The 12,328-nt window shown below is 72.0% G+C and carries 12 protein-coding genes; 2 read left to right on the forward strand and 10 right to left on the reverse strand.

Annotated features, from left to right (window positions below; genetic code table 11):
* Positions 1-70: 70 nt before the first annotated feature.
* Positions 71-1,126, reverse strand: a complete 1,056-nt coding sequence (locus ABZT47_RS21385) for a LacI family DNA-binding transcriptional regulator (protein ID WP_354844579.1) — start codon at positions 1,124-1,126, stop codon at positions 71-73.
* Positions 1,127-1,392: 266 nt separating this feature from the next.
* Positions 1,393-2,214: a helix-turn-helix transcriptional regulator gene (locus ABZT47_RS21390; protein ID WP_354844582.1), complete on the reverse strand. Its 822-nt coding sequence runs from the start codon at positions 2,212-2,214 to the stop codon at positions 1,393-1,395.
* 164 nt (positions 2,215-2,378) lie between these two features.
* On the opposite strand from ABZT47_RS21390, the gene ABZT47_RS21395 reads away from it, so the two are divergent.
* Positions 2,379-3,791 carry a glycoside hydrolase family 18 protein gene (locus ABZT47_RS21395; RefSeq protein ID WP_354844585.1) on the forward strand — a complete coding sequence of 471 codons (1,413 nt, stop codon included), beginning with the start codon at positions 2,379-2,381 and terminating at the stop codon, positions 3,789-3,791.
* Between the two features lie 348 nt (positions 3,792-4,139).
* Here the strand turns inward: ABZT47_RS21395 and ABZT47_RS21400 are convergent, their stop codons facing one another.
* Positions 4,140-4,976 carry a methyltransferase domain-containing protein gene (locus ABZT47_RS21400; RefSeq protein WP_354844587.1) on the reverse strand — a complete coding sequence of 279 codons (837 nt, stop codon included), beginning with the start codon at positions 4,974-4,976 and terminating at the stop codon, positions 4,140-4,142.
* A gap of 90 nt (positions 4,977-5,066) precedes the next feature.
* On the opposite strand from ABZT47_RS21400, the gene ABZT47_RS21405 reads away from it, so the two are divergent.
* The gene (locus tag ABZT47_RS21405; RefSeq protein WP_354844590.1) at positions 5,067-5,699 is read left to right on the forward strand and encodes a helix-turn-helix domain-containing protein; all 633 of its coding nucleotides are present in this window, start codon (positions 5,067-5,069) and stop codon (positions 5,697-5,699) included.
* Between the two features lie 39 nt (positions 5,700-5,738).
* Here ABZT47_RS21405 and ABZT47_RS21410 read toward each other — a convergent pair whose 3' ends face one another.
* From ABZT47_RS21410 to ABZT47_RS21440, 7 genes are all read right to left on the reverse strand, one after another.
* Positions 5,739-6,533, reverse strand: a complete 795-nt coding sequence (locus ABZT47_RS21410; RefSeq protein ID WP_354844592.1) for a helix-turn-helix transcriptional regulator — start codon at positions 6,531-6,533, stop codon at positions 5,739-5,741.
* A gap of 97 nt (positions 6,534-6,630) precedes the next feature.
* The gene (locus ABZT47_RS21415) at positions 6,631-7,425 is read right to left on the reverse strand and encodes a hypothetical protein (protein ID WP_354844595.1); all 795 of its coding nucleotides are present in this window, start codon (positions 7,423-7,425) and stop codon (positions 6,631-6,633) included.
* 190 nt (positions 7,426-7,615) lie between these two features.
* Positions 7,616-8,548, reverse strand: coding sequence for a MerR family transcriptional regulator (locus tag ABZT47_RS21420; RefSeq protein ID WP_354844597.1), 933 nt, complete (start codon positions 8,546-8,548; stop codon positions 7,616-7,618).
* Between the two features lie 105 nt (positions 8,549-8,653).
* Positions 8,654-9,292 (reverse strand): response regulator transcription factor, encoded by a 639-nt coding sequence (locus ABZT47_RS21425; RefSeq protein WP_354844600.1) that lies wholly within the window; start codon positions 9,290-9,292, stop codon positions 8,654-8,656.
* A 2-nt stretch (positions 9,293-9,294) separates the two neighbouring features.
* Positions 9,295-10,602: a sensor histidine kinase gene (locus tag ABZT47_RS21430; RefSeq protein WP_354844603.1), complete on the reverse strand. Its 1,308-nt coding sequence runs from the start codon at positions 10,600-10,602 to the stop codon at positions 9,295-9,297.
* Entirely contained in the window at positions 10,599-11,330 is a 732-nt protein-coding gene (locus ABZT47_RS21435; protein ID WP_354844606.1) for an ABC transporter permease, read from the reverse strand. Before ABZT47_RS21435 ends, ABZT47_RS21430 begins: the two co-directional genes overlap by 4 nt.
* Positions 11,331-11,335: 5 nt before the next feature.
* Positions 11,336-12,052, reverse strand: a complete 717-nt coding sequence (locus tag ABZT47_RS21440) for an ABC transporter ATP-binding protein (RefSeq protein ID WP_354844609.1) — start codon at positions 12,050-12,052, stop codon at positions 11,336-11,338.
* Positions 12,053-12,328 lie beyond the last annotated feature (276 nt).

Here is a 12,328-nt window from a genome sequence, read left to right on the forward strand (position 1 = left end):
CGCGCCGCCCCGGCCGGGGACCAGGTTGCCGCGCGGGCGAGCCGGCACTATGAAGACGTCGTCACCGTTGTCATCGCCGGTCCGTGGGAGGTGCGGTGCTTTCCCGGACGGTGAGGGTGGTCGCGAGTTCGAAGCCGGCCTCGGAGGTCTTCTCCCCGCGGCCCAGGGCCAGGGCGAGTTCGGTCGCGGCCACCGCCATCTCGGTGAGCGGCTGGCGGACGGTGGTCAGCGGGGGATCGACGAGGGCGGCGATGGGCAGGTCGTCGAAGCCGACCACGCTCAGGTCGTGAGGGATGCGCAGGTCCATCTCCCGCGCGGCCTGGTAGACGCCGAGCGCCTGCAGGTCGTTGCTCGCGAAGATCGCGGTGGGACGCTCCGGGCGGCCGAGCAGGCCGAGCGCGGCGGTGTGCCCACCCTCCCTGGTGAGCTCGGCCCGCACCACGTGGGCGGCGTCGACCGTCAAGCCGGCGCCCTCCATGGCCGAGCGGTACCCGTCCTGCCGGGCTCGGCAGCACAGGACGTGGTCGGGGCCGCTGACCATCGCGATGCGGCGGTGGCCGAGCTTGAGCAGGTGGCGAGCGGCCGAGCGGCCGCCGTTCCAGCTCGTGGCCCCCACGAACGGCACGTCGTCCGGCAGCTCGACGGTGGGGTCGAAGACGACGAACGGGATGCCCTTGGCGCGCAGTTGATCACGCTCCTCGTTCGACAGCTGCGCCACCGTCACGACGCAGTCGGGGCGGCGGGCGACGGCGTCGTCGATCCAGTAGTTGGTCTGGTCGCGTTGGGGGCCGAACTCCGTGAGCACGACGCCCACCCGGTGTTCGCGGGCCACCTGTTCGACCCCGCGGATGATCTCCGCGCCCCACAGGTGCTCGAGCCGGTCGAAGACCAGTTCCATCATGTTGGTGCGCTGAGCCGACTTGCGGTACCCGTATTGGCTGATGAGCGCCTCGACACGGGCGCGGGTGTCGGCGGACACGCCGGAGCGGCCGTTGATGACCTTCGACACCGTGGGCACCGAGACCCCGGCGGACTTCGCGATGTAGGCGATGGTCACCGGCCTGGCCGGGTCGCCTCGCGGGAGTTCGTGGTCGGCGACCGGCTCGCCCGTCTCGAGCTGTGACAACTTGGCTTCCTCCTCGGGCCGCACCGTTGGCACCGCATCGTCCCGGAGCCGGCCCGTGGGCCGTTCACGGCGCCAGACTATCCCGCCCGGCATGGCCGGAGTCGGTGGTAGGCAGCTCACGTCCGTCATCACCAGATCCGGCAGCACCGTGAGCGGCGGCACCGGCTGACGATCGGCCCGGTGGGGTCGCGCCCGATGAGCGCGGCTCCGCCGGGCCGCGCGGGCGTCCGATCACGACGCCTTCCACTGGTTCTCGGACCGCCGGGTCAGCGCTCGGCGGTGGTGCGCAGATAGAGCTGGGCCAGGGCGTGTTCCGATGGGCTGCCCGCTTCGGGGATCCCGACGAACAGGCGCTGCCCGGGGGCGCTGTCGATGGAGAAGGTCTCGTGCCAGAAGGTCACCTCGCCGATCCACCGATGCCGGATCTCGATGGAGTGGTGCGTCTTCGCCCGCACGTCGTGACGGGCCCACATCTCACCGAACTCCCCGCTCGCGGCCGACAGCTCCTCGACGAACGCGACCAGCGATGAGACGTCCGGTTCTGTGCCCCACATCGCGCGCAGGTGGGCGACCAGGGACAAGGCGTCCTCCTCCCAGTCCAGGAAGAAATCGCGGGAAGCAGGGTTGAGGAACATCAGCCTCAGCAGGTTGTCCGCGTGTTCCATCCCCTGGAACAGGGCCGAGGCCAGGGCGTTTCGCGCGAGGACGTCCAGCCGGTTGTTCACGATCGCCGAGGGGTAGTCCTCCCATTTCGCCATCAGTTGCAGAACTTTGGGGTTCACCTGGTCGGCGTGGCCGGGAAAGGCGCGCCGGTGCTTTTTGGGGCGAGCGAGGTCGTGAAGGTGCTGGGTGGCTTCCCCATCGAGATCGAGGGCCTCGGCCAGCGCGTTGACCACCTGCTCCGAGGGGCGGGTCTCCCTGCCCTGCTCCAATCGCGTGTAGTAGTCGACGCTGACGCCCGCCAGCACCGCCACTTCGTCTCTGCGCAGGCCCGGTGTCCTCCGGCGGCCCACGGGCGGAAGCCCGACCTTGCTGAGAGGCGTGGCTTGGCGTCGGGCCCGGAGAAAGTGACCAAGACAGCTTGCCATAGCGCGAGCATAGGAACCCGCAGGTCAAGGACCTGCAAACTACCGCGGCCAATATGGGGGCGCGGCCGGGCATTGACGCGTCGCATGGCGGACCCTACGATCCGGAGCAACTTATAAGAAACTTTCCTATAAGTAGGCTCTTCGAGCAGTAAATGGAGATGGCCGTGCGACGTCCTTTCCAGCACCTACTCGCGGCGGCGATCGCCGCCGGCCTCACCACGGTGGCCGTCCCCGCCGAGGCCCTGGCAGCGGCGCCCGTGCCTGCCGGAGACGCGGCGGCGCCCCTACCCGCCGGAGATCCGGCGGCGTCCGTACCTGCCGGAGATCCCACGGCGTCCGTACCTGCCGGGGGCCTGGCGGCGACGGCCCCGGCCGAACGGGCTCAGGCGCGAGCGGGCGGTGGTGACCGGTTCAAGCGGGTCGCCTACTTCATCCAGTGGGGCATCTACGCCCGGAATTACCACGTCAAGGACGTGGACACCAGCGGTGCCGCCGCCAAGCTGACCCACATCAACTACGCCTTCGGCAACGTCGGCGCCGACGGCACCTGCGTCTCGGCCGACGCGTGGGCCGACTGGCAGCGGCCGGTGTCCGCCGAAGAGAGCGTGGACGGCGTGGCCGACCAGCCGGGTCAGGCGCTCAACGGCAACCTGAACCAGCTCAAGAAGCTCAAGGCCCGCCACCCCGGCCTCAAGGCGCTGATCTCCCTCGGCGGCTGGACCGGCTCGAAGTACTTCTCCGACGCCGTCAGCACCCCCGAGGCCCGCAGCGCGCTGGCCGCCTCGTGCGTCGGCCTCTGGATCAGGGGCGACCTGCCCGGCCTGCCCGCGGGCGCCGGCGCGGGCGTCTTCGACGGCATCGACCTGGACTGGGAGTGGCCGGGCTCGGAGGGCAACGCTGGGAACGTCATCCGGCCGGAGGACAGGCACAACTTCACACTCTTCGCCGCCGAGCTGCGCCGGCAGCTGAAGGCCTACGACGCCGGGAGCGAGCTGACCGCCTTCCTCCCCGCCGCCGCGGCCAAGATCGACGCCGGCTTCGAGGTCCGCGACGTGTTCCGCAGTCTCGACTTCGCCACGATCCAGGGGTACGACCTGCACGGCTCGTGGGAGACCAGGACCGGCCACAACGGCAACCTGTTCACCGACCGCAGGGACCCGAACCCGGTCAAGTACAGCGTCGACACCACCGTCCGCGACTACCTGTCGCGCGGCGCCCCGGCCAGGAAGATCGTGGTCGGCGTCCCCGCGTACGGGCAGGGCTGGACCGGCGTGCGATCCACCGGCGACGGGCTGTACGCCGGCGCCACCGGCCCGGCGCCCGCGACCTGGGCGCCCGGCACCGAGGACTACAAGATCCTCGCCGGCAAGCCGGGCAGACGCTACCGCGACCTGCTCACCGGCACGCTGTGGCTGTACGACGGCAACGAGTTCTGGTCCTACGACGACCCGGCGTCGCTGCTGGAGAAGGCCGCCTACATCCGGCTGAAGGGGCTCGGCGGCTCGATGATGTGGTCGATCGACCAGGACGACGCCAAGGCCTCCCTCACCTCGGCCCTCTACAAGATCCTGCGCTGACCACGCCCCTGAACGGCCAGAACGCCCCGGGCTCCCACGCCCGGGGCGTTCGCGTGCCCGGCCGGGTTCGCCTAGGTTCGTCTGGGTCCCTGGATCGCCTGGGGCGCGCGGGTTAGCATCTGTTCCATGGCGCTCCCCCGGAGTACCGGTCAGGCTCTGGTGCGCAGCGCGGCGTTCAGCGTCGGGAGCTCCGTCGCTCTGGCCGCCCGGCACTACATGGACCATGGCAGCCTCGCCGGCGCTCTCACCGAGGGCGGGTGGCAGCTGCTCCTGCTGTTTCCCTGTCTGTTCTTCGTGTTCTTCCTGGTCTCGTGGGGGCGCCGGGCGATGGAGCGCCGTGGTGAGGGGTCAGAGGCGGGTGGCGCTCACCAGCCAGACGGCGCCGGGAATGCGAACGCCGTCTGAGGTCGCGTACGCGGCGAGCCCTGCGCGCAGTTCCTCCCGTGCCCGATCGACGACGGCCGGATCGACCCCTTCGAGGTTGTGGCGGACGGGCCCCTGGCCGAGGATGAAGTCCGCCGCGTCGGCGGCGTCGCGCCCGTAGTCCATCGGCGCGGCGACGGGCGTGACGGTCACCTCGGCGTACCCCGCCTCGTCGAGCACCTGGTGGATGCGGGCGGGGTCGAGGAGTGACGCCATGCCCCGCGACGCGGGCGACGGCCCTCGCATGAGCGGCCTGAGCGCCGCGGTGGCGCGGGCGTAGTCGGTGTCGGGGCCGCCGCCCTGCGGGCCCATGAACACCAGCCGCCCGCCCGGCCGCAGCGCCCGCCGGACGTTGGTGAACCCGGCCACCACGTCGCCGAAGAACATCACCCCGCCCCGGCTGATCGCGACGTCGAAGGCTCCCTCCGGGAAGGGGTGCACCTGGGCGTCCCCCTGTTCGAAGACGACGTTCGCGACGCCCTGCCCGGCCGCGTCGGCGCGGGCGCGTTCCAGCATCGGCGCCGAGATGTCGACGCCGAGGACGTGCCCTCGTGACGCCTTGCGCGCGGCGGCCAGCGTGGGCTCCGCGGTACCGCAGCCGACGTCGAGGACGCGGTCGTCCTCGCCGATCGCGGCGACCTGGAAGAACGGGTCGTTGAACGCGGCCATCATCGCGTTGTAGCGCTCCGCGTTGTTCGCCCAGTTGACCCCCTCCCAGCCGTTCCACGCTTCCGCCTGCTGGGTGTTGACGATGACCCGCATGGTTCCTCCCGCGTCCGCCCGCCCGTGTCACCGGGCCGAATTTCACTAGATGCGAACTCTAGTGTTCGACTCTAGAGATAAGCTACAGCCATGACCGACGTCAAGAGCACGGGCAAGCGGACCGCGAAGGCCAGGCAGACCCGCGAGCGCATGCTGGACGCCGCCCGCGAGCTGTTCGTCCAGCGCGGTTACGGCGCGACGGCGCTGCAGGAGATCGCCGATCGGGCCGGGGTCGCCGTGCAGACGATCTACTTCACGTTCGGCAACAAGCGCGCACTGCTCAAAGAGCTGATCGACGTGTCGATCGCGGGCGACGACGAGCCGGTCGCGACGATGGAGCGGCCGTGGTTCACCGACGCTCTCGCCGCCGAGACCGCCGGCGTCCACCTGCGGCTGCACGTCCAGGGCACACGGGCGATCCTCGAACGGGTGGCGCCGATCATCGAGATGCTGCGCGCCGCCGCGGCGGCCGACCCGGCGATCGCCGGGCTCTGGGAGCAGGACGCCGACCCGAGGTTCACCGTCCACGCGACGGCCGCGCGGTCTCTGGTCGCCAAGCCCGGGGCCCGTCAGGGCGTGACGGCCGAGCACGCCGCCGATCTGCTGTTCGGCCTGCTCAGCCCGGAGCTCTACCTGGTGTTCGTCCGCGACCGTGGCTGGTCGCCCGTCAAGTGGGAACGCTGGTCCTACGAGGCGCTGAGCTCCGAGCTCTGCCCGGAGTGAGAGGCGGCCCGGCCACCCGCTGATCGGCGGCGGTCGCGGTCAGCCGAGCGAGGCGAACGCGCGTGCGGACGGGCTGCCGGGCTCGGCCTGGCCGATGACGATGAACTGGCCCGGGGCGCTGCCGACGCGGAGCGTCTCGTACTGCAGGGTCATCTCGCCGACGTCGCGGTGGCGGTAGCGGATCGGCATCCTTGTTCTGACCCGCACGTCATGCCGGGCCCAGATGCGGCGGAAGTCGTCGCTTCCCGCCGAGAGCTCCTCCACCAGTTCGCGCACCAGCGGGTCGCGGCCCGCGTCGGAGGCGGCGCGCACGTGGGCCGTGAAGGCGCGGGCCTCCTGCTCCCAGTCCACGTAGAACTCGCGTGCCCCCGGACACAGGAAGATCAGTCGCAGCACGTTGTCCGCGATGTCCATCCCGCGGTACAGGGCGGCGGCCCGCCGGTTCCTGGCCAGGTAGTCCAACCGCCGGTTGACGACGAAGGCGACCACATGGTCGCAGCCCTCCAGGAAGCGGAGCATGTGCGGTGAGATCTCGTCGTCCCCGCCGAGCTGCCGGCGTCCACACTCCTGGGGGTGCGCGAGACGGTACAGGTACTCGGTCGCCTCAGGGCAGAGCTCGAGGGCGCGCGCCAGGGCCTGGAGCACCTGCGCCGACGGACGGAGCTCTCTTCCCTGCTCCAGCCGGGTGTAGTAGTCGCTGCTGACGCCGGCCAGCATGGCCACCTCCTCGCGGCGCAGGCCCGGCGTCCGGCGCTCACCGTGCCACGGCCCGGCGCGGTCGACGGTGGCGAGCCGGCGCCGAGCGCGAAGGAAGTCCCCTAAGGCGCTTGCCATGTCAACAGGCTACGAAATCGCAGGTAAAGCCGCACAGGCGCGAGCCGTGCCCTCGCCGGGCGGGGGAGGGACACGGCCGCGCCGCCGTGCTGTGCGGCTAGTGGTACTTGTAGAGCCTGGTGGCGACCCGGTGGCCGAGGTCGAACACCGAGGCGCGGTACTTGCTGACGCGCACGTCGCCGTGCTCGGCCTTGCCGCAGGTGTTCACCCCCGCCAGCTGGTGGATCTCGAAACGCGCCGTCGGATCGCCGCCGAGGAAGTACTCCGCGCGGGCCTGACGCCGGTCGGCGCTGGTGTCGCACGCGTAGACGACCGTCTGCTTCCGGTCGGCGAAGCACGTGGAGGCGGCGCTCTTCGTCGAAGTGCAGATCTGGGAGCGCGCCCGCGCCGTGGACGGGGTGACATCGGTGTCCCGCTTGACGGGGTACTCGGTGTCGGTGCGCACGGTCTTCCACCGGCTGACCTTGATCCGGTGGTTGCCCTTGTAGACCGCGGCCCTGAACGTCACGGTGGCGCCGATCTCGCGGTTGCTCCGGATCTCGCCCTCGTGCCCCAGGTTGTGGATGACGTACTTGGTGCCCAGGTAGCCGTTCAGGTAGTACTCGACCACGGCGTGGTACCTGTCGGGCGCGGTGTCCTCCACCGAGATCCCCGGACGGTCGCTCTCGTCCGCTCCCACGCACGCCGCCGCGCCCCGGATGCGCAGGCAGGTGGTGGGCTTCGCGGCGTCCGCGGCGTCCGCCCTGGTCGCCGTACCGGTGGCCGCGGGCGCCGCGGCGGCGACGACCAGGCCGGCGGTGGCCGGAGCACGGGCGAGGGCCGGCTCCGGCGTGGTCGCGGCGAGGGCGCCCGCCGAGGTGAGGACCGCCGCCGCGGCGGTGGTGACGGTCACCGACAACAGGGCCCGTAAAGGGATTGTCCGCTCCATGCTGGCTTAGATGCCGATCACGCCGATTATGTTGTCGACGAATTCGGCTTTCGTGCGGCGATCGTGCTCAGAGAGGACGCCCACCACCGGGTCACCCGCCGCTTTCGCTCCGCCGATCACGCCGATCGGGCTTCCGCTGGAGGAACGGGGGTGGTCAGCCCGCCACCCGGGCGCGCAGGGCCTGGACGGACCAGCCGAGCGCCGGGGCGAGAGGGGGAGGCGCCGCCCAGCCGTTGATCACGGCGAGCAGGTGGAGGTACCGCTCTCTGCCAGGGGCCTCCGCGGCCTCCAGCCGGGTCAGCAGCCGGCGTCGCAGCTCGTCGTCGTCGCGACGGCGCACCAGGCGCGCGTACTCGGCCACGACCGCGTCGACGATCGGGCCGGCGGCGGGTGAGGAGGGGGCGATGCCGGCCTCCAGGGCGGGGGCCGCCTGGTCGCGGGCGATCGCGACGGCGTCGCGGCGCGGGACGGTGACGCCGCCGTCGGCGCGGTCGGCCGCGTGCTGCTCGGCCAGGAGCCGCATGCCGGAGCGGAAGCCGGGGTCCTGCGAGAGCTCGGCCAGCTCCACCCACGCCTCGATCTGCTCGGGACCGGGGTCGTCGGGCAGTTCGGGGGTCATCGAGCGGGCGGCGCCCGCGAAGCCGGCGTCCAGGCCGCCGAACGCCGCGTCGAGGAACTCGGCGATCAGCCGGCGGCGTTCGTCCTGCGTGAGCCGGGCCAGTTTGTGCATGAGATCCATCTCCTCGGGGGTGGCTCCACGCCCGGCGACCGCCATGAGCACCGCGCGCCGCAGGCGCAGGGTCCGTATCCGCGCGTCCAGGGCCGCGGCGTGCACTGCGGCGACCTCGGGCAGGGTGGTCTCCCGGTTCACGACCTTGCGGACGGTGGCCAGGTCCAGTCCCAGCTCGCGCAGCGTACGGACCAGGTCCAGGCGTGCGAGGGCGGCGTCGTCGTAGAGGCGGTAGCCAGACGGGCTGCGTCCGGTGGGCGGCACGATCCCGCGGTCGGAGTAGAACCTGATGGCCTTGACCCTCAGCCCGGTCAGCCGGGCGAGGTCGCCGATCGTGTGGAGCGCGTCGCCGTCCATGCCGCCACTCTCGCGCCTCCCCTTGGCGGAGAGTCAAGCCACCCCCGGGGCCGGACATGGTCAGGGTGCGATGGCGGGCGGCCGGCGCCGGGCGGGCGCTGGAGGTCAGGCGCCGCCGGTGGGCTTGAGCAGGCCGGTCTCGTAGGCCGCCGCGACCGCCGCGGCGCGGTCGTTGACCTCGAGTTTGGCGAAGACGTGCAGCAGGTGCGTCTTCACCGTCGCCTCGGTGATGAACAGCTTCGCGGCGATCTCGCGGTTGGTCGCGCCGCGGGCGACGAGCCCGAGCACCTCGAGCTCCCGGGGGCTCAGCGCCCGCGCTTGCGGCGCGCGCACCTGGTGCGCCAGCACGCCCGCCACGGAGGGCGAAAGCACCGTCTCGCCACGGGCGGCGGCCCGCACGGCCCGGCGCAGGTCGGCGCGCGGGGTGTCCTTGAGCAGGTAGCCGGTGGCGCCCTGCTCGATCGCGGGCAGGACGTCGGCGTCGTCGTCGAAGGTGGTCAGGACCAGCACGTTGACGCCCGGCGACCACTCTCGCAGCCGGCGGATCAGCTCCGCCCCGCTCATCAGGGGCATGCGCAGGTCCATGAGCACCACGTCGGGGCCGGTGCGCATGGCCACGGCGAGCGCCTCCGGCCCGTCGGCGGCCTCGCCGACCACCTCGAAGGCGTCGTCGGCGGCGAAGATGCCGCGCAGCCCGTCCCGGACCACCGGATGGTCGTCCACGATGATCAACCGGATCGGCATGGTCACGTCTCCTCTCCGGACGACGCGGGCGACGCCGGGGGATGGGCGGGCGAAGGGGAGGGACCTTCGAGCACGGAGGGGACCGCGGAAACGGCGGGGGAGGCGGCGGGGATGGCGGGGACGGTGGCGGAGATGCCCGTTCCCTGGCCTGGGGCGGTCTCCACCTCCAGGGCCCCGGCCAGCCGGGTGACGCGCTGGCGCATCGCGACGAGGCCGAACCCGGTTCGGGCCCGCGAGCCCGCGGCCTCGGAGGTGAAGCCCTTCCCGTCGTCGCGCACGTCCAGCACCACGACGTCCTCCATGTACGAAAGGGTAAGACCCGCGCGGCCGGCCGAGGCGTGCTTGGCGACGTTGGCCAGCGCCTCCTGCGCCACCCGCAGCAAGGTGACCTCCACCTCGGCGTGCAACGGCCGTGCGTCGCCGGTGACCGACACCGAGGCGGGGACGCCGGTGGTCCGCGACCAGGTGGCGGCCACGTCGTGCAGGGCGGCCGGGAGCTGGGACTCCTCCAGCGGCGCCGGGCGCAACCCCTGGACCGAGCGGCGGGCCTCGCCGAGGCTCTCCCTGGCCAGGGCGCGCATCGTGTCCAGGCGTGCGCGGGTGGCGGGCACGTCGTCGAGGGCGTCCTCGGCGGCTTCGAGCTGGGTGATGATCGCGGTCAGGCCCTGCGCGATCGTGTCGTGGATCTCCCTCGCCATCCGCTGCCGCTCACCCAGAACGCCCGCCTCGCGGGCCTGGGTCAGAAGGCGGGCCTGCAACCCGGCGTTCTCCTCCGCCAGCGCGGCCAGCTTGGCGCCGGTCTCCGTCAACTGGGCGATCATCGCCCTGCGCTGCTCGTTCTGGTCGGTGATCGTCTGCACCGACAGGCCGAACGTCGAGGCGACGAGCGTCCCGACCAGGATCGAGAACACCAGCTCCCCGGCGCTCCGCCCGGAGGGGGGCCGGGCCAGGACCAGCACGGCGGCCGTCGCGGCCACTCCCGCGTACGCCCACCTGCGGGGCAGCAGGGTGAAGGACTGGACGAACGCGCCCAGTCCCGTCACGGTGAACAGCGTGTCGATCCTGATCAGCGCCCCGACGAGGGCGAGGGTCACGGCGAAGTAGACGACCAGCCCGGCGGGCCGGTCCACCCGCCCGGGGCGCGCGGTGACCATGAACCAGTGCCAGGCCCCGGCGAGCACGGCCAGTCCCAGCACCTGCGGCCTCCAGTCGCGCAGCAGTGAGAAGGCCGCGGGCAGCAGGACGAACAGGTACGGCAGAACGGGCCAGGACCGGTCCCAGCGCGACAGGGCGGGGCCGCCGGAGCTCACCACCGGAACGCCCGCAGGGCCAGACCGCCCGCGACGACGGAGATCGCCGCCATGACGCCCAGGGCGGCCGGGGACATCGCGGCGCCGGCCCAGCCTTCGCGCATCGCCTGGACCGCGGGGGCCATGGGGGTCAGGTCGCCGATGGCGCGCATGGAGCCCGAGAGGTTCTCGCGGGGGATGACGGCGCCGGACAGGAACGCCATCGGGAAGAACAGGCCCAGCCCGATCACGGTCGCGGCGCGGCCGCTCGGGACCAGGGCGCCGATGAGCAGACCGACCGAGCCGAGGCTCAACGCGCCGAGCGCCCACGCGAGCAGGACGCCGGCCGGGTTCCCCGGCGCCGCCAGCCGGTAGCCCGCCAGCCCGATGACGATCAGCAGTGCCGTCCCGGACGCCGCGAGCAGCATGTGCGCGGCCCACTGCGCGCCGAACAGCATGACCGGCGACGCGGGGGTGGCGCGCAGCCGCTTGAGCACCCGGCGCTCGCGGTACTGGGCCAGGGTGGCGGGCAGGACGGTGAGGGCGGTCAGGCCGATGATGAAGACGCCGAGCATCGGCACCGTGGCGTCGATGGCCCGCACCCCGCCGGGAAGGGGGCGGTCGCCGCGCATCTTCACCCACAGCATCAAGGCCGGGAAGGCCAGGGCGAAGAACGCCGACATCGGCTCCCGCAGGACCAGCTTCAGTTCGACCGCGACAACCTGGGTGAGGCCTTTCATGTGTGTCATCCCGTTCACGCCTCGTTCTCGGTGATCAGCGCGAAGTACGCCTCGTCCAGCGAGCGGCATCGCCCTTCGGCGATGAGCCCGGCCGGGGTGCCGGTCGCGACGACCCGCCCCCGGTCCATGATCGCGAGGCGGTCGCACAGCGCCTCGGCCTCGTCCATGAAGTGGGTGACCAGTACCACGGTGACCCCGCGCTCGCGGATGTCGCGGATCAGGCCCCAGGTGGTGCGGCGGGCGGAGGGGTCCAGGCTGGTGGTGAGCTCGTCGAGGAAGACCACCTCCGGCCTGCCGACCAGGGCCAGCGCGATGAACAGCCTCTGCTTCCAGCCGCCGGACAGCTTCCCGAAGCCGGTGCGCCGCCTTTCCGTCAGCCCCCACTGGTCCATGAGCGCCCGCCAGTCGGCCGGGTCGTCGTAGAACGAGGCGTACATCCGCAGCGCCTCCCCGACCGTGATCGCGTCGGGCAGGGCGGCCTCCTGCAACTGGGCGCCGACGCGCTGCAGCAACCGCCGCCGGTCGGCCTGCGGGTCCAGACCCAGCACGCGTACGGTGCCGCCGTCCGGGCGTCGCAGGCCCGACGCGCACTCCACGACCGTGGTCTTCCCCGCGCCGTTGGGGCCGGCGATGCCGAAGATCTCGCCTCGTCCGACGCGCAGGGACACCCCGTCCACGGCCGTGCCGCCGCGATAACCCTTGCGCAGGCCGTCGATCTCGATGACTGTCATGTACTTGAGGATCATCGCCGGACGGGGGCGCCGGAATCCACCGATCGGTTGATGAGCACGGGGTCGGGGCTACGGATTCTGTGAGATGGGGATGGGGGTTCGGCGCCGCGCGGGCCGCTTTTTGTCCGTTGTGTGTCGTTGTGCACGCTCGCGGCCGAGTGTGCATTCGTACGCAGATGGACCCCTTGCCCGGCTCCTAACGTGAGCGTCGTCGCCGGCGAGCAGCACACTCACCGGCGGCGCAACCCGGAACACCCGGCCCCGAGCCGGAACCCT

The organism is Sphaerisporangium sp. NPDC005289, assembly GCF_040607455.1.
Taxonomy (GTDB): domain Bacteria; phylum Actinomycetota; class Actinomycetes; order Streptosporangiales; family Streptosporangiaceae; genus Sphaerisporangium; species Sphaerisporangium rhizosphaerae.

Bases quoted from the DNA above. Each gene is read 5' to 3' on its own strand.
- ABZT47_RS21390 (WP_354844582.1), bottom strand. From the start codon at position 2,214: ATGGCAAGCTGTCTTGGTCACTTTCTCCGGGCCCGACGCCAAGCCACG.
- ABZT47_RS21400 (WP_354844587.1), bottom strand. From the start codon at position 4,976: ATGCGGGTCATCGTCAACACCCAGCAGGCGGAAGCGTGGAACGGCTGG.
- ABZT47_RS21405 (WP_354844590.1), top strand. From the start codon at position 5,067: ATGACCGACGTCAAGAGCACGGGCAAGCGGACCGCGAAGGCCAGGCAG.
- ABZT47_RS21410 (WP_354844592.1), bottom strand. From the start codon at position 6,533: ATGGCAAGCGCCTTAGGGGACTTCCTTCGCGCTCGGCGCCGGCTCGCC.
- ABZT47_RS21420 (WP_354844597.1), bottom strand. From the start codon at position 8,548: ATGGACGGCGACGCGCTCCACACGATCGGCGACCTCGCCCGGCTGACC.
- ABZT47_RS21425 (WP_354844600.1), bottom strand. From the start codon at position 9,292: ATGCCGATCCGGTTGATCATCGTGGACGACCATCCGGTGGTCCGGGAC.
- ABZT47_RS21435 (WP_354844606.1), bottom strand. From the start codon at position 11,330: ATGACACACATGAAAGGCCTCACCCAGGTTGTCGCGGTCGAACTGAAG.
- ABZT47_RS21440 (WP_354844609.1), bottom strand. From the start codon at position 12,052: ATGACAGTCATCGAGATCGACGGCCTGCGCAAGGGTTATCGCGGCGGC.